This window comes from Kitasatospora sp. NPDC057738 (genome assembly GCF_042798815.1).
Lineage (GTDB): Bacteria > Actinomycetota > Actinomycetes > Streptomycetales > Streptomycetaceae > Kitasatospora > Kitasatospora lactacystinica.
Map to the genome: position 1 here is coordinate 45,909 of NZ_JBHVJT010000020.1, position 15,145 is coordinate 61,053.

General features: G+C 75.1%; 13 protein-coding genes. 9 read left to right on the plus strand and 4 right to left on the minus strand.

Translation table 11 applies throughout. The features are described from left to right. Nucleotides 1-149 precede the first annotated feature (149 nt). Together ACFVGO_RS13690 and ACFVGO_RS13695 are read left to right on the plus strand one after the other, a co-directional pair. Nucleotides 150-1,472, plus strand: coding sequence for a sensor histidine kinase (locus ACFVGO_RS13690; protein WP_380631879.1), 1,323 nt, complete (start codon nucleotides 150-152; stop codon nucleotides 1,470-1,472). A 44-nt stretch (nucleotides 1,473-1,516) separates the two neighbouring features. Beyond that, nucleotides 1,517-2,176, plus strand: a complete 660-nt coding sequence (locus ACFVGO_RS13695; RefSeq protein WP_380349370.1) for a response regulator — start codon at nucleotides 1,517-1,519, stop codon at nucleotides 2,174-2,176. An 84-nt stretch (nucleotides 2,177-2,260) separates the two neighbouring features. Here ACFVGO_RS13695 and ACFVGO_RS13700 read toward each other — a convergent pair whose 3' ends face one another. The 3 genes from ACFVGO_RS13700 to modA form a co-directional block, all read right to left on the minus strand. Then, nucleotides 2,261-3,337, minus strand: a complete 1,077-nt coding sequence (locus tag ACFVGO_RS13700; protein ID WP_380631881.1) for an ABC transporter ATP-binding protein — start codon at nucleotides 3,335-3,337, stop codon at nucleotides 2,261-2,263. Nucleotides 3,338-3,509: 172 nt separating this feature from the next. Further along, complete coding sequence (locus tag ACFVGO_RS13705; protein WP_380349367.1) at nucleotides 3,510-4,325, minus strand: ABC transporter permease; 816 nt, start codon at nucleotides 4,323-4,325, stop codon at nucleotides 3,510-3,512. A gap of 167 nt (nucleotides 4,326-4,492) precedes the next feature. Then, complete coding sequence (gene modA, locus ACFVGO_RS13710; RefSeq protein ID WP_380631883.1) at nucleotides 4,493-5,341, minus strand: molybdate ABC transporter substrate-binding protein; 849 nt, start codon at nucleotides 5,339-5,341, stop codon at nucleotides 4,493-4,495. 444 nt (nucleotides 5,342-5,785) lie between these two features. Between modA and ACFVGO_RS13715 the strand changes: the two genes are divergently transcribed. From ACFVGO_RS13715 to ACFVGO_RS13745, 7 genes are all read left to right on the plus strand, one after another. Further along, nucleotides 5,786-6,853 (plus strand): RNA ligase (ATP), encoded by a 1,068-nt coding sequence (locus tag ACFVGO_RS13715; protein WP_359898623.1) that lies wholly within the window; start codon nucleotides 5,786-5,788, stop codon nucleotides 6,851-6,853. Nucleotides 6,854-6,972: 119 nt separating this feature from the next. Next, nucleotides 6,973-8,379 (plus strand): cytochrome P450, encoded by a 1,407-nt coding sequence (locus tag ACFVGO_RS13720; RefSeq protein WP_359898621.1) that lies wholly within the window; start codon nucleotides 6,973-6,975, stop codon nucleotides 8,377-8,379. Nucleotides 8,380-8,757: 378 nt separating this feature from the next. Beyond that, nucleotides 8,758-9,621: an MHYT domain-containing protein gene (locus tag ACFVGO_RS13725; RefSeq protein ID WP_380349328.1), complete on the plus strand. Its 864-nt coding sequence runs from the start codon at nucleotides 8,758-8,760 to the stop codon at nucleotides 9,619-9,621. Nucleotides 9,622-9,727: 106 nt separating this feature from the next. Next, a complete protein-coding gene (locus tag ACFVGO_RS13730; RefSeq protein ID WP_380631886.1) occupies nucleotides 9,728-12,892 on the plus strand; it encodes a nitrate- and nitrite sensing domain-containing protein in 3,165 nt (1,054 codons plus the stop codon). Next, complete coding sequence (locus ACFVGO_RS13735) at nucleotides 12,889-13,299, plus strand: roadblock/LC7 domain-containing protein (protein ID WP_359898615.1); 411 nt, start codon at nucleotides 12,889-12,891, stop codon at nucleotides 13,297-13,299. Before ACFVGO_RS13730 ends, ACFVGO_RS13735 begins: the two co-directional genes overlap by 4 nt. Before the next feature lie 125 nt (nucleotides 13,300-13,424). Further along, a complete protein-coding gene (locus tag ACFVGO_RS13740) occupies nucleotides 13,425-13,772 on the plus strand; it encodes a DUF742 domain-containing protein (RefSeq protein WP_359898661.1) in 348 nt (115 codons plus the stop codon). Between the two features lie 196 nt (nucleotides 13,773-13,968). Beyond that, nucleotides 13,969-14,541 carry an ATP/GTP-binding protein gene (locus tag ACFVGO_RS13745; RefSeq protein ID WP_359898660.1) on the plus strand — a complete coding sequence of 191 codons (573 nt, stop codon included), beginning with the start codon at nucleotides 13,969-13,971 and terminating at the stop codon, nucleotides 14,539-14,541. A gap of 137 nt (nucleotides 14,542-14,678) precedes the next feature. Here the strand turns inward: ACFVGO_RS13745 and ACFVGO_RS13750 are convergent, their stop codons facing one another. Continuing rightward, a complete protein-coding gene (locus tag ACFVGO_RS13750; protein WP_359898613.1) occupies nucleotides 14,679-15,050 on the minus strand; it encodes a hypothetical protein in 372 nt (123 codons plus the stop codon). Between the last annotated feature and the right edge of the window lie 95 nt (nucleotides 15,051-15,145).

Here is a 15,145-nt window from a genome sequence, read left to right on the forward strand (position 1 = left end):
GGTCGGCCCCGGGCGGTGGTTCCATTCGACCGGAGCGGGCCGGTGCGGCGGATCCCGCCGGGGCGGGGAGCCGCCTCCCTCCCGGGAGGGAGATCGCGGGCGACCGGAGCGGGAGCCGGGAGCCGGGGGCGGACTGGCAGGATGGCCCGATGTCCAAGATCGCAGTGCTGAAGAGCGCGGTGTCCGGGCTCTTCGCGCCGCTGGTGGCCGGCGCCACCTACGCACGGATGCTGCACCTGCTGGTGGGGTGGTTCTTCGCGGGCATCGTGCTGATGGTCTATCCGGGGACGTACCACAAGGGCCTCGGCGAGATCCTGATGGCGGGCGTCTCGGTGGACGTCGTGCTGCTCGCGCTGGCCGCGCTCATACCGGCCGCCCGCCGGGCCGAGGGAGTGCAGGCGCGGCTGCTGCTGGTGCCCGACCGCGAGGAGGACATCGCCACCGAGCCCTCCCTCACCTGGGCCGACCGGCGGCGGACGGCCGGCTGGCTGATCGGGCGGGTCGCGCTGGGTTCGGCGGTCGGGTTCCCGCTGGTCTTCGGGATCACCGGGGCCTTCGACCGGCTGACCGGCCCGGACGCTCTCCGGTACGTCCCGCTCGTACCGTTGGCGGTCCTCGGCTTCGGCTGGTTCCTGGTGTGCGCGGGCCGTCTCCAACTCGCCATGGCGATACGGCTGCTGGGCCCCTCCCCCGCCGAGCGGCTGGCCGAGGCGGAGCTGCGGGCCGAACGGCTCCTGGAACGCAACCGCCTGGCCCGCGAGCTGCACGACTCGATCGGCCACGCCCTGACGGTGACCGTCCTTCAGGCGGGCGCGGCGCGCGAGGTCGGGGACCGGGACTTCGTCGCCAAGGCGCTCGAAGTCATCGAGGAGACCGGCCGACAGGCCATGGAGGACCTCGAACGCACCCTCGTGCTGCTGCGCGAGACCCCGGCCGGGGCGAACGGCGTGGCCACCGAACAGCCCGGGATCGACCAGCTGCCCACGCTGTTCGACACCGCCAGGGCGGCCGGCAGCCCGGTGGAGGCGCGGGTCGACGTGAAGCCCGGCACCCTGCCCGGAGTGCTCTCCCGCGAGTCGTACCGGATCGTCCAGGAGGGCGTCACCAACGCGCTCAAGTACGCACCGGGCGAGCCGATCGACATCCGGATCGCCGTGCGGGACGGCCGGTTGGAGCTGCGCTGCGCCAACCGGCTGCCCGGCGCCGGACGTTCAGCGAACGGAGCGACGCGGCCTCCGGCGGGCGGAGCGGGCGGGGCGGGCAGGTATGCGACGCGCAAGGGCGGAAAGGGACTGCGCGGAATCCGCGAACGCGCCACGCTGCTCGGCGGGGAGGCGGAGGCGGGGCTTTCGGCGGCGGGCACGGCGGCAGGGGCCGTGGCAGGGGCCGTGGCGGGGGTGGCCGGGCCGTTCGAGGAGGGGAGCGGGGAGTGGGTGCTTGCCGTGCGCCTGCCCCTACGCTTGGGCTCGTGACGAACGATCTTGCGATGGCAGGTCCGGCCGGAGGAGCCGCCGGGATGACGGACATCCTGCTCGCCGACGACGAGGAACTGGTCCGGGCCGGTCTGCGGGCCGTCCTGGAGGCGCAGGGGGACCTGCGGGTGGTCGGCGAGGCGTCCGACGGAGCGGAAGCCGTCGCCCTGGCCCGCGCGTTGCGTCCGCACGTCGTGCTGATGGACGTCCGGATGCCGGTGCTGGACGGCCTGGCCGCCACCCGTGAGCTGCTGCGCCCCGGCGCACCGGGTGAGCGCCCGCCGCGGATCCTGGTCGTGACCACCTTCGAGAACGACGACTACGTCTACCAGGCGCTGCGCGCGGGTGCGGACGGCTTCCTGCTCAAGCGCACCCGCCCGGCCGAGATCGCCCAGGCGGTACGGCTGGTGGCGGCGGGCGAGTCGCTGCTGTTCCCGGCCGCGATCCGCCGCCTGGCGGCCGGGCACGGCAACCCGACCGCCCGTGCGGCGATGGAGCGGGCGGCGCTGACCGAGCGCGAGGCGGAGGTGCTGCGGCTGGTCGCGCGCGGCCTCAGCAACGGGGAGATCGCCGAGCGGCTGTTCCTCGGCGTGCAGACCGTGAAGACGCACGTCAGCAGCGTGCTGGCGAAGCTGGGCGCGCGGGACCGCACCCAGGCGGTGATCGCGGCGTACGAGTCGGGGTTCGTCGAGCCGGCGGAGTGATCGCGTCGGGGGGCGAGACCGCGCCGAAATGACCGCGCCGTAGTGAGCGCGCCGGGGGCGCCGGAGTGAGACCGCCGTGGGGCGTCAGGCCGGGTAGGCGTGGGTCTGGGTGGCCTTGACCGAGGCCCAGACCGCGGCGCCGGGCGTCAGCTCCAGCTCGGCGACGGCGGCCGGGGTGAGGTCGGCGGCCATCGGCAGGTCGCCGGCGAGCTCGGCGCGGACCCGGTCGCCGTGCAGTTCCAGCCCGGTGACCTCGGCCTTCCACAGGTTGCGCGCGCTGGTCTGCGGACGCTCCCGGTACAGCGTCACGGCGGAGGGCGGGAAGGCGACGAAGGCCGGGCCGTCCAGCTCCTCGGCGGTGGCCAGGACCGCCCCGTCCGGGAGTGTGACGCGGGTGCCCTCGGCCCGGCCCTGGTACAGGTTCAGCCCGACCAGCCGGGCGATGTAGTCGGTGCGCGGGTGCCGGGCGACCTCCGCCGGGCTGCCGGACTGCACCTGCCGGCCGTCCTCGATCACCACCAGCCGGTCGGCCAGCACCATGGCGTCCAGCGGGTCGTGCGTCACCAGCACCGCCACCGCCTCGAACTCGGCCAGATGGCGCCGCAGTTGGGACCGTACGTCGAGCCGGGTGCGGGCGTCCAGGGCGGCCAGCGGCTCGTCCAGCAGGAGCAGCCGGGGGCGCACGGCGAGAGCGCGGGCGAGCGCCACCCGCTGGGCCTGGCCGCCCGAGAGCCGGCCGGGACGGGCCGAGGCGTGGTCGGCCAGGCCCATCCGCTCCAGCCAGCCGGCCGCCTCCGCGCGCGCCTCACGCTTGGGGCGGCCCTGGCAGCGCGGGCCGAACGCGACGTTGTCGAGCGCGCTGAGGTGCGGGAACAGCAGGTAGTCCTGGAACACCACCCCCACCGGACGCTCCTCGGCCGGGGTGTGCACACGCTGCGCCGGGTCCTCCAGGAGGTGGCCGTCCAGGCGCAGATGGCCGCCGGTGAGCGGGAGCAGTCCGGCGAGGGCGCGCAGGGCGGTGGACTTGCCGGCGCCGTTGGGGCCGAGTAGCGCGACCACCTCGCCGCGGGCGGCGGTGAGCGCGAGGTCGAGGGAGAACGCGGCGCGCTCGACCCGCAGGCGGGCGTCCAGAGCGGGGCCTGGGCGGCTGTCGGTCTTCATCGGGATGGCGTCCAGGTGTCCAGAGTGCCCGGGAGGTCCCTCGGGTCCCTCGGGTCCAATGCGCCCGCTGGGTTCGCTGGGTCCGCTGGGTCCGCTGGGGCCGGGGGAGTGTCGCGGGAGATGTGCGGGGGAGCGTCCGCAACGGTGTCCGAGGCCGTGCGCGCGGGCCGGGTCACGGCGTCGACAGCCAGCGGTCGCGCAGGCCGACCAGGACGGCGACGGAGACCACCAGCAGCACCAGCGACAGCGCGATCGCCGCCTGCGGGTCGGACTCCATGGCCAGGTAGACGGCCAGCGGCATGGTCTGGGTGCGGCCCGGGAAGTTGCCCGCGAAGGTGATCGTCGCGCCGAACTCGCCGAGCGCCCGGGCCCAGGCCAGGACGGCACCGGCGGCGATCCCCGGGGCGATCAGTGGCAGGGTGACCCGCCGGAACGCGGTCAGCCGGGAGGCGCCCAGGGTCGCGGCCGCCTCCTCGTAGCGGGGGTCGGCGGCCCGCAGCGCGCCCTCGACACTGATCACCAGGAACGGCATCGCCACGAACGCCTCGGCGATCACGACCCCGGTGGTGGTGAACGGCAGCGTGATGCCGAAGGCCGAGTCCAGCCAGGAGCCGACGATGCCGCGCCGCCCGAGCACCAGCAGCAGCGCCACACCGCCGACCACCGGCGGCAGCACCAGCGGCAGGGTGACCAGCGCCCGGATGATCCGGCGGCCCGGCAGCTCGGTGCGGGCGAGCAGCCAGGCCAGCGGGACGCCGAGGACCAGCGACACCGCGGTGGCCGCGGTCGCGCTGATCAGCGACAGGCGCAGCGCGTCCCAGACGGCGGGGCTGGTGAGCTGCTCGGACAGGCCGCTCCAGGGGGCCCGGATCAGCAGACCGACCAGCGGCAGGATCAGGAAGGCCAGTCCGAGCAGCGCCGGGAGCAGCAGGGTGACCGGGACGCGGTGCGTGCGCGGGCGGCGGCTTCGCGGGCGCCGCCGCGGCAGGGCCTGCGCGGGTCCTGCCTGCGTGGGTCCTGCCTGCGCGGGACCTGCTTGTGCGGGCTCCGCCGGGTCGCCGTCGGCGGTACGGGCCGAGTGGCCCTGGTCCGGGCGGTCCTGCTCCAGGCGGTCCTGGTTCGGGCGGTTCGGCCCGGAGCCGGTGGTGCGGTCGCTCACGGTGCCTGGAAGCCCGCCGCGGTCAGCACCTGCTTGGCCTCGGGCGACTGGATGTACGCGACGAAGGCGGCGGCGCCGTCCTTGTTCGGGGCCTTGGCGAGGGCGGCGATCGGGTAGTCGTTCACGGCCTTGGCGGCCTCGGGGAAGTCCACGCCCTCGATCTTCGCAGCATCGGCCTGGACATCGGTCCGGTACACCAGGGACGCGTCGACCTCGCCCAGTTCGACCTTGGTGAGCGCACCCTTGACGTCCTGCTCCAGGGTGACCGGGGTGAGGTCGAGGCCGGCGGCCTTGAGCGCGGTCTGGGCGGCGGCGCCGCACGGCACCTCCTTTGCGCACAGGGCGACCTTCACGCCGGAGGCGGTGAGGTCCTTGAGGCCCGCGATGTGCTTGGGGTTGCCCTTGGGGATGGCGATGGCGAGCGTGTTCTTGACGAAGGTCGTCGGCTGTCCGCTCGCGCCGCCCGCGTCCGTCACGGTCTTCATGGTGGCCGGGCTGGCGGCGGCGAACACGTCGGCCGGGGCGCCGGAGTTGATGCTGGTGGCGAGGCTGGAGCTGCCGCCGAAGTTGAAGGTGACCTTGGCGCCCGGGTTGGCGGCCTCGAACTTCTTGCCGAGCTCGGTGAAGGTCTCCTTGAGCGAGGCGGCGGCGAAGACGGTGACGGTGCCGGAGGCCTTCGGGACGCCGCTGCCGGCGGCGGAGGCGTCCGGGGAGGTGGCCGAGGAGGCCGTGGAACCGGAGGACTTGCCGCCGTCGCTGCCGCAGGCGGTGACTCCGAGGGTGAGCGCGAGGACCGCGGCGGCGGCGACGGCGAGCCTGCGGGTGGTGGGCGTGCGGGTGCTCATCGGTGGTTCCCCTCCAGGGTGCGCGCCGGAAGGGGCGCGAGGGACTGGCCGCAGCTGCGGCCATTACGGCGATCATAGTGCCGCATATGCGAGCGATAAATCCCCTGTCGGTTTGCACAGGCGGGAGCCGGCGCGGGCCTCCGGACTGCTGTGGGATGGCTCAAAACGGGTGCGGGGGCACATGGCGGGGGCGCTCGGCGGGGTGGGTCGTGCGGGTGTGAGGCGGGTCGTGCCGGTGGGGCGGGGCGGGGCGTGGCGGGTCGCGCCGGTGGGGCGGGGCGGGGCGTGGCGGGTCGCGCGGGTCATGCCGGCGGGGCCGGAGGGGGCGCGCGGAAATTGCGTCGCGCCGTCGGTGGTCGAACGGACAGAGTGGTGGCCGTCCGTACACGCGGCCGGGTTGGTCGCAAGCACCGCCGCGGCCGAACCGAGGGGAGGAGTCCTTCCATGTCCACGCTGCGCGTCACCGCGGAGAAGCTGACCGTCCTGGAGCACCCGAACGCCGATGCCCTGGAGCTCGCGCAGGTCGGCCTCTACCGGGCGGTGGTCGCCAAGGGCATGTACCGGACCGGGGACCACGCCGTCTACATCCCCGAACAGTCCGTCCTGCCCGATGAGTTGATCGAGGAGCTCGGCCTGACCGGCAAGCTGGCCGGCGCCCGGGCGAACCGGGTGAAGGCGGTACGGCTGCGCGGCGAGCTGTCCCAGGGCATCGTCTGCCGGCCCGCCGCACTCGCCGGCACCGACCTGGCCGCCGCGGCCGAGCGCGGCGAGGACTTCGCCGAACTGCTCGGGGTCGTCAAGTGGCAGCCGCCGGTGCCCACGTCGATGAGCGGCGACGTGGTCAGCGCGCCCGACCTGCTGCCCTGGGTGGACATCGAGAACCTCAAGCGCTACCCCGACGCCTTCGAGCCGGGCGAGCCGGTGGTGCTGACCGAGAAGCTGCACGGCAGCTGCTGCCTGGTCACGTACGTCGCCGCCACCGGCGAGGTGCAGGTGTCGTCCAAGGGCATCGGCGCGCAGGGGCTGGCGCTGGTCGAGGACGAGCGCAACCTCTACTGGCGGGCGGTGCGCGCCTACGGCATCCCGGCCGCCGCCGCCCGGCTGGCGGAGCGCCTCGGGGCGGAGCGGGTCGGCGTCTTCGGCGAGGTCTTCGGCGAGGGCGTGCAGGACCTGGGCTACGGCTCCTCGGCGCGCACCGAGCGGCCCGGCTACGCGGCCTTCGACGTCTCGGCCGTGGTGGACGGGCAGCTGAACTGGTTCTCGGCGGCCGAACTGCTGGACGGCGAGCTGCCGTTGGTGCCGGAGCTGTGGCGCGGGCCGTTCGACCCGGAGACCGTCCTGGGGTTCGCCCGGGGCAAGGAGAGCGTCTCCGGGCGTGAACTGCACCTGCGCGAGGGCGTGGTGGTGCGGCCGGTCACCGAGCGCTGGAGCCCGGTGCTCGGCGGGCGGGCGATCGCCAAGGTGGTCAGCGACGCTTACCTGACCCGCAAGGGGGGCACCGAATACGAGTGAGACGGGTCCGGATCCGGCCGGGCAGGTCGGCCCGTCGGTGGGTCCGGGCGCGGCTCCTTTCGGTGCTGACCGCCCGTCGGAAGCGGCGGCGGGCACACCCCTGTACAGAAGGAGTGCCGATGACCATCGAACTCGTCCCCGTTCGGGCCCCCGGGCTCGCGCCCGCCCCCACCTCCGCGATACCCGTCCCGGCGGGGAACCGCCTGGTCGGCTCGCTGTTCGACCTCACCCGCCGCCCGCTGCGCAGCTACCTCGCGGCCCGCCGCGACCACGGCGACGTGGTGCGCTTCCAGGCCGGGCCGCCCGGGCTGCGCGCCGACTTCTACGGCGTGTTCTCGCCGGAGGGCGTCCGGCAGGTGCTGGCCGTCGAGGCGGCCAACTTCCGCAAGGAGGACCCCTTCTACGACGAGTTGCGGACCAGTGTCGGCAACGGGCTGCTGACCAGCCAGGACGCCGAATACCAGCGCCAACGCCGCATGGTGCAGCCGCTGTTCACCCGGCGCCGGGTGGACGGCTACGCGGACGCGCTCGCGCAGGAGGCGCAGTCGCTCGCCGAGCGCTGGCGGGCGGTGCCCGGCGGGGTGGTGGACGCGGCGGAGGAGACGTCCCGGTTCGCCCTGCGGGCGGTCGCGCGGATCCTCTTCGGTGCCGACGTGGAGGAGGCGATAGCGGTGGTGCACCGCAGCTTCCCGGTGCTCGGCGAGTACGTGAAGGAGCGCGGCTACGCCCCGGTCCGCCTCCCGCGCACCTGGCCGACCCCGGCCAACCGGCGCGGTGCCGAGGCACAGCGGGCGCTGTACGGGGTCTGCGACCGGATCATCGCCGAACGGGCCGCGCGAGGCGGCGGCGACGAGGACGCGGACGACCTGCTCACCCTGCTCGGACGGGCCCGCGACGAGGACGGCGGGCGGCTGGACCCGGCCGAACTCCGCGACCAGGTCCTGGTGTTCCTGCTCGCCGGGCACGAGACCACGGCCACCGCGCTGGCCTTCGCGCTGCACCTGCTGGCGATGCACCCCGAGCAGCGGCGGCTCGCCCGGGAGGAGGCGCGGACCGTCCTGGCGGGGCGGGCACCGACGGCGGCGGACCTGGAGGCGCTGCCCTACATCACCCGGGTGCTGAAGGAGGCGATGCGGCTCTACCCGTCGGCGGCCCTGGGCGGGCGGCGGGCGGTCGCGGAGACCGTCATCGACGGGTACGTGATCCCGGCCGGGGCGCAGGTCGTGGTCGCGCCGCTGGTCACCCACCGGCACCCGGACCACTGGGTGGACCCGGAGCGCTTCGACCCGGACCGCTTCCTCCCGGAGGCGGAACGGGCCCGGCACCGCTACGCCTGGTTCCCGTTCGGTGGCGGACCGCGGGCCTGCATCGGGCAGCACTTCTCGATGCTGGAGGCGGTGCTGGCGTTGGGGGTGCTGCTGCGGGACTTCGAGGTGGAGGCGGTGGACCGGCGGGTGGCGCTCGCCCAGGGGATCACGCTGCGGGCGGCGAGCCCGATGCGGATCCGGGTGACGGCGAGCCGCTGACGGCCAGCGGCTGACAGTCTGACAGCGTGCGGCCGACAGCCAACAGCCGACAGCCGACAGAGTTCAGCGGACAGATGACAGATTTCAAACTCTGTCATCTGTCCGCTGTCGTTTGTGCACAGCTCCCCGCACGCCGTCCGCCGCGCTGGACGCCCTCTGGGTAGACGACAGGGCCATCGGAACACATCAACCGCTCCCTGCGGGCAGCTTTTCAGATCTTTGTCTGACCGATTCCGGCCCCTCGGTAGCGTCCCACGCACCCCAGGCCGGAAGCGCACATGTGGTTGGCATATGCCATTCGTGTGCAGTCCGCCCGGCCCGGGGCGCCCGGGCGCACCGCGTACCGCCCCCGGGCCCGACCGGTCGACCGGAGGTCCCATGGGCACTCTCAACCATCTCAGCCTCGGCTGGCTGACCCCCGCCCTCTCGTACCTGATGGCCTGCACCGGCGCCGCCCTCGGCCTGCGCTGCACGCTGCGGGGACTGGCCGCGAGCGGTCCGGCCCGGCGGAACTGGCTGATCACGGCTGCCGCCGCGATCGGCTCCGGCATCTGGACCATGCACTTCGTCGCCATGTTCGGCTTCACCGTCGACGGCACCGAGCTGCGCTACAACGTGCCGCTGACCGTCCTCAGCCTCGTGGTCGCGGTGCTGGTCACCGGCCTCGGCCTGACCGTGGTCTGCTACGGCCGGCACCGCGGCCTCTCCCTGCTCTCCGGCGGCGTCACCACCGGTCTCGGCGTCGCCGCGATGCACTACCTGGGCATGGCCGCCCTGCGGATGCACGGGGGACTGCACTACGACGCCGGGACGGTCGCGCTGTCCGTGCTGATCGCGGTCGGCGCCGCGACCGCCGCGCTCTGGGCCGCCGTCACCATCCGCAACGTGTACACGGCTGCGGCCGCCGCGATGGCCATGGGCCTCGCCGTCAGCTGCATGCACTACACCGGCATGGCCGCCGTCCACGTCCGACTGGAGCCGACCCGGACCGTTCTCGGCGGGGTCAGCCCGATGGAGTTCGTCTTCCCGCTCGCCGTCGGCCTCGGCTCGTTCCTCTTCCTCGCTTCGGCCTTCGTGGCACTCTCGCCGACCGCCCAGGAGCGGGCCGGCTACCGGGAGGCGGGCGAACTGGCCGTGGAGGAGGTCCCCGCCGCGCCCCCATACCCCGAACGCGCGTGGCACGAGCCCACCCCGGCGGCCGGCGGGCGGCGCGACGCCGAGCGGCACGACCGCGCAGCCTGAGCCGCACCTTCGCGCCCTCGCACCGCCCGCCCGCCCGCTCCCGGTCCGGCCCCGCAGCCTCCGCCCACCCGGCCTCCGCCCTCCCCGCCCGAAAGGCTCCTCACCCATGCGAGAAGACCGCGGTACCGCCCCCGGTACCCGCCGGGGTGCCCATGCCGGGCCGCCCGCCCGTTCGCCGCGCCCCGGCCCGTGGTTGCGCGGGCTGCGCCCCCGGACCGTCCGCGCCCGGATCATCGCCCTGCTGATGGTCCCGGTCGTCTCCGTCATCGCCCTGTGGGGGTTCGCCACCGTCACCACCGCCCAGGGCGTCTGGGGCCTGATGCGCCAGCGCGACGCCCAGCGCACGCTGCTCACGCCGGTCGCGGAGACGGTCGCCGGGCTGCAGGCCGAACGCACCGCCGTCGGTCAGCTGTTGGCGGCCCCAGCGGCCCCAGCGGCCCCAGCGGCCCCAGCGGCTCCGGCAGCCCCAGCAGCCCCGGCGGCGATCCCGGCGATCCCGGCGACCGCCCCCAGCGCCGCCCGGGAGAGCGCCCTGCGCGAGGCGGCGGCGGCCACCGACCGGGCGCTCGCCCCGCTCTTCCCGGACCCCCGCCGACCCGACCGGGGCTACAACCGCGCCGACGCCCAGGGCCTGGGCGGTGAGGCGGCCGCCCGGCTGGACGCCCTCGGCGGTTCGCTCGCGACCCTGCCCGCACTGCGCGACCGGGTCCTGGCCAGGAGCGTCGGCTGGCCCGAGGCGTACGCGGCGTACGGCGAGGCGGTGGACCGGGCGCTCGCCGCCGCCGGCGCCGTCGCTCCCTTCCAGGAGCGCCAGGCGGCCGCCGACGCGCGGGTGCTGCTGGAGCTGGCCCGGTCCCGCGAACTGCTCTCCCGCGAGGACGCGTTGCTGCGCGCTGCCCAGCTGTCGGGCGGGCTCGGCGACGACCAGCTGCGGGAGTTCTCCGGCGCGGCCTTCGCCCGGCGCGAGTTCGAGCGGGGCGCCGCCGCCGACCTGCGCTCCGTCGACCGGGCGGAGCTGCTCGCCGTCACCGGGGGCCAGGACCACCGCGAGCTGGCCGGGTACGAGGACAGGGTGCGGACGGCCGCCGACGGCCGGGCGGCGGTCGCGGCGGTGCCGGCCGACCGCTGGGCGATGGTCGCGGGCAACGTGGCCGGTGCCCTGCGGGGCGTCGAGGACCGGGCCGGAAGGCTTGCCGCCGAGCGCCAGGACCCGTACGCACTGGGCCTGTTCACCCCGGCCGGGATGGCCGTGTTGCTCGGTCTGGTCGGCGTGGTGGCCTCGCTGGTGATCTCGGTGCAGATCGGGCGCGGGCTGGTCACCGAGCTGATCGGCCTGCGCAACTCGGCACTTGAGCTGGCCGGGCGCAAACTGCCCGCGACCATGCGGAAGTTGCGTGCGGGCGAGGAGGTGGACATCGAGGCCGAGGCGCCCCGGCCGGTGGGGCGGGGCGACGAGATCGGCCAGGTGCACCGGGCGCTGGGGACCGTCCAGCGGGCGGCGGTCACGGCGGCGGTCGAACGGGCCGAGGTGCTCTCCGGAGTGTCCGGGGTGTTCGTCAACCTCGCGCGCCGCAGCCAGGTCCTGGTGCACCGCCAACTCACCCTGCTGGACGCGATGGAGCGCCGTACCGAGGATCCGTCCGAGCTCGCCGACCTGTTCCGGCTGGACCACCTCACCACCCGGATGCGCCGCCACGCCGAGGGCCTGATCATCCTCTCCGGGGCGGCCCCCGGTCGGGGCTGGCGCCGTCCCGTCCCCCTGGTGGACGTGGTGCGCGCGGCCGTCTCGGAGGTCGAGGAGTACGCCCGGGTCGAGGTCCACCCGCTGCCGCGCGCCGCGGTGGTCGGCCACGCCGTCGCCGACCTCACCCACCTGGTGGCCGAACTGGTCGAGAACGCCACCGGGTTCTCGCCGCCGCACACCCGGGTGCACATCCGGGGCGAACGGGTCGGCAACGGCTTCGCGCTGGAGATCGAGGACCGCGGCCTCGGCATGGGCCCGGAGGTGCTGGCGGCGGCCAACCGCCGGATCGCCGCCGCCGAGCAGACCGACCTCTTCGACAGCGACCGGCTCGGCCTGTTCGTGGTCAGCCGGCTCGCCCGGCGGCAGGACGTCAAGGTCTCGCTGGTCACCTCCGCGTACGGCGGCACCACGGCGGTGGTCCTGCTGTCGACCGCGCTGCTGGCCGACGAGGCGGCGGCGGTGGGGGCCGAGGACGTGCGGTACGGCTTCGAGCCGGTCGCGCCTCCGCTGCCTTCGGCGGCGGCGTCGGGCGGCACGGCGTCGGGTGGCACGGTGGCGTCGGGTGCCGCCCCGACCGGCGCGTCGGGTGCCGCGTCTGGTGCCGCGGCGGTCGGAGCAGGACCGGTGGAGCCGGTGCTCGCCGATCGGGCGGATCACCGCGCTGTCCCGGAGCGGGAGTTCACCCCGGAGCACGGCCGTGCGGAGCGGTCGGCGGGCGGTCCGGGCAGTGGCCCGAACGGTGGCTCGCCGGGTCTCCCGACCGGCGTCTCGGGACACCTGGGACACCTGGGACACCCGGGGCACCCCGGGCGCCGGGATGAACCGGGGCACCGGGAGCACCCGCAGGGCGGGACGAGTGACGGGCTTCCGGCGGCGGGTGGGCCGCCGCCGGAGGGTGGGGCGCTGCTGCCGTTCGGTGTCCGGGGCAGTGCCCCCGGGCCGGTGCGCCGCACCCCCTTCCGGGCCTCCGGTGCCCGGGAGGCCGGTCCGGCTGCGGAGGGGCGCGCGGGTGCGGCCGCCCGTCCGCAGTCCGGGCCGCCGCAGCCGTACGGCGCGGAGCCGTACGGTCAGGGCTCCCTCGCGGAGCCGGTACCCGGACCGGCCACGGACGGTTCCGGCTCGGACGGCGTCGGATCGCGTGGCCCCGGCTCGGACGGTCCCCGCTCGGGCTGCCACCAACTCGGCCAGGGGCCTGAGGAGTTGCCGCGCCGGACCCGCCAGGCGAGCCTCGCGCCGCAGCTGCGCGAGGCCCCGGCCCGTCCGCCTGCGCACAGGGGCCGTACGGCTGCCTCCTCCTCCGTCCTCGCCTCCGCCGGGCCGGGTTCCGGGGGCGGTTCCGGCGACGGCTTCGGTGCGGCGGGCCGCAGCCCCGAGGAGGCGCGGGCGGCGATGTCCGCGTTCCAGAACGGATGGGCGCGCGGTCTGCACCCGGAAGGCCGGCGGGACGGGCAGCCCGCCGACCCTCCGCAGCCGCCGCGGGCGCACCACCCCCAATCCCCGTCCCGATCCGAAGGAGAGCGTCCGTGATCGCCACCACCCACCGCGCGGGAGCGCTGAACTGGCTCCTGGACGAGCTGGTCCAGCGCGCCCCCGAGCTGCGCTTCGCCGTGATGCTCTCCGCCGACGGCCTGGCCATGGGCACCTCGGCCGGACTGGCGCGGGAGGACGGAGAGCACCTGGCGGCCGTCGCCTCCGGATTCCACAGCCTTGCCAAGGGAGCGGGCCGGCACTTCGGTGCGGGCGAAGTCCGCCAGACCATGGTCGAGTTGGAGGGCGGCTACCTGCTGGTCGCGGCGGCCGGGGAGGGTACCTGCCTCGCCGTGTTCGCCACCTCCCGGGCCGACCTCGGCCTGATCGCCTACGAGATGGCCAGGCTGGTCCGCCGGGTCGGGGAGCATTTGGGCGCCCCGCCGCGGGCGGTGGGCGGCCGGTGAATCCGGTGCCCCGCCCGTACCGGGGGCGACATCCGGAGCACCCGGGGGTCGACCCCGACGGGCAGCCCCGCAACCCGCTCGCCGCGGCCCACCGGGCGCGCTGGTACGACGACGAGGCCGGGCCGATGGTCCGCCCGTACGCGATGACCAGGGGGCGCACCGGGGCCGGGGAGCAGCAGTTCGACCTGATCGCCGTGGTGGTCACCGAGCCGCCCGACCCGACGCTCCTGCCCGGCGTGCCCGAGCCGCCGGTCGGCCCGGAACAGGCGCACATCCTGGCGCTGTGCCGGGGCACCCCGCTGTCCGTGGCCGAGCTGGCCGCCGACCTCGACCTGCCGGTGGGTGTCGTGCGGGTGCTGCTCGGCGATCTGCTGACGGCCGGGCTCATCCGGGTCCGCCGTCCCGTCCCGCCCGCCCTGCTCCCCGACGAGCGCATCCTCCAGGAGGTCATCCGTGGACTCCGCGCACTCTGACCACCCGTCCGCATCGTCCGCACCGCGCGTACCGTCCGCACCGCGCGTACCGTCCGCACCGCGCGTACCGTCCGCACCGCGCGTACCGTCCGCACCGCGCGTACCGTCCGACCCCCTCGGCCTGTCCGATCCGTACGGCGGGCCGGATCCGTACGGCGGGCCGGATCCGTTCGACGCCGAGGATCCCGACGGCACCGTGCTCGCGCTCAAGATCCTGGTGGCGGGCGGCTTCGGGGTCGGCAAGACGACGCTGGTCGGCGCGGTCAGCGAGATCCGGCCGCTGCGCACCGAGGAGCGGCTGAGCGAGGCCGGGCGCGAGGTGGACGATCTGGACGGTGTGGAGCGGAAGACCACCACCACGGTGGCGATGGACTTCGGGCGGATCACCATCCGCGAGGGGCTGGCGGTCTACCTGTTCGGCACCCCCGGGCAGGACCGGTTCTGGTTCCTCTGGGACGAGTTGGCCCAGGGGGCGCTCGGTGCGGTGGTGCTCGCCGACACCCGCCGGCTGACCGACTGCTTCCCGGCCGTCGACTTCTTCGAGCACCGGGGCATCCCGTTCGTGGTCGCGGTGAATCGTTTCGCCGGGACGCGGGAGTTCGGCCCGGAGGACGTCGCCCGCGCGTTGGACCTGGATGCCGGGACACCCGTGCTGCTGTGTGACGCGCGCCGCCGGGCCTCGGGCAAGGAGGTGCTGATCAACCTGGTCGAGCACGCGGGCCGGGTGCACGCCGCCCGGCTGCTCGCGGACGTCTCGCCGGTGGGCTGAGACGGTGGCGGCGGAGGTGCAGCGGGCGGGCGGCGGACAAATGACGGCTGACAGATGACAGATGACAGCTTTCGAAATCTGTCAGCCGTCATCTGTCAGCCGTCGACCGCCGGTTCTGTCAGCGGTTCAGCAGTGCCTCAGCTGTGCCACTGGAACACGATCCGCGTCCAGGTGGACCCGGGACACTTGCCCCAGACCGCCCAGGCCTCCGGTCGCGCGCCGATCCACAGGCCGGTGGTGTGCGAGCCGTCGGCGCAGTAGGTGATGGTGCGCAGCCGCCCGGAGTAGACGTTGCAGTAGCCCTCCCAGCGCCAGCCGTAGTTGCCGGTGATGACGCAGTGGTAGGCCTCGGACGTGATGGTGTTCCAGGCCTCGGCGGCCCCGGGGGTGACGGAGCGGGTCCCGGCCGTCGCCGCGGCGGCCGGCAGGGCGGTGGCCCCGAGTGCGCCGAGGGCGGCCGTGGCGGCCAGCCCGAACGTGGCGATCTTCCTGGCGATGCAGCCTCGCACGGTGGTTCTCCTTGCTGAGGGGTTCTCGTCGGGCGGGTGTCCCGGACGTCGGGATGTCCGCGCGGTCCGAACGCGGATCGCGCGGTCCGAGCGGA

Coding starts and splice junctions, on each gene's coding strand:
- ACFVGO_RS13700 (WP_380631881.1), bottom strand. CDS start 3,337: ATGAAGACCGACAGCCGCCCAGGCCCCGCTCTGGACGCCCGCCTGCGG.
- ACFVGO_RS13715 (WP_359898623.1), top strand. CDS start 5,786: ATGTCCACGCTGCGCGTCACCGCGGAGAAGCTGACCGTCCTGGAGCAC.
- ACFVGO_RS13720 (WP_359898621.1), top strand. CDS start 6,973: ATGACCATCGAACTCGTCCCCGTTCGGGCCCCCGGGCTCGCGCCCGCC.
- ACFVGO_RS13730 (WP_380631886.1), top strand. CDS start 9,728: ATGCGAGAAGACCGCGGTACCGCCCCCGGTACCCGCCGGGGTGCCCAT.
- ACFVGO_RS13725 (WP_380349328.1), top strand. CDS start 8,758: ATGGGCACTCTCAACCATCTCAGCCTCGGCTGGCTGACCCCCGCCCTC.
- ACFVGO_RS13690 (WP_380631879.1), top strand. CDS start 150: ATGTCCAAGATCGCAGTGCTGAAGAGCGCGGTGTCCGGGCTCTTCGCG.
- ACFVGO_RS13740 (WP_359898661.1), top strand. CDS start 13,425: ATGGTCCGCCCGTACGCGATGACCAGGGGGCGCACCGGGGCCGGGGAG.
- modA (WP_380631883.1), bottom strand. CDS start 5,341: ATGAGCACCCGCACGCCCACCACCCGCAGGCTCGCCGTCGCCGCCGCC.
- ACFVGO_RS13695 (WP_380349370.1), top strand. CDS start 1,517: ATGACGGACATCCTGCTCGCCGACGACGAGGAACTGGTCCGGGCCGGT.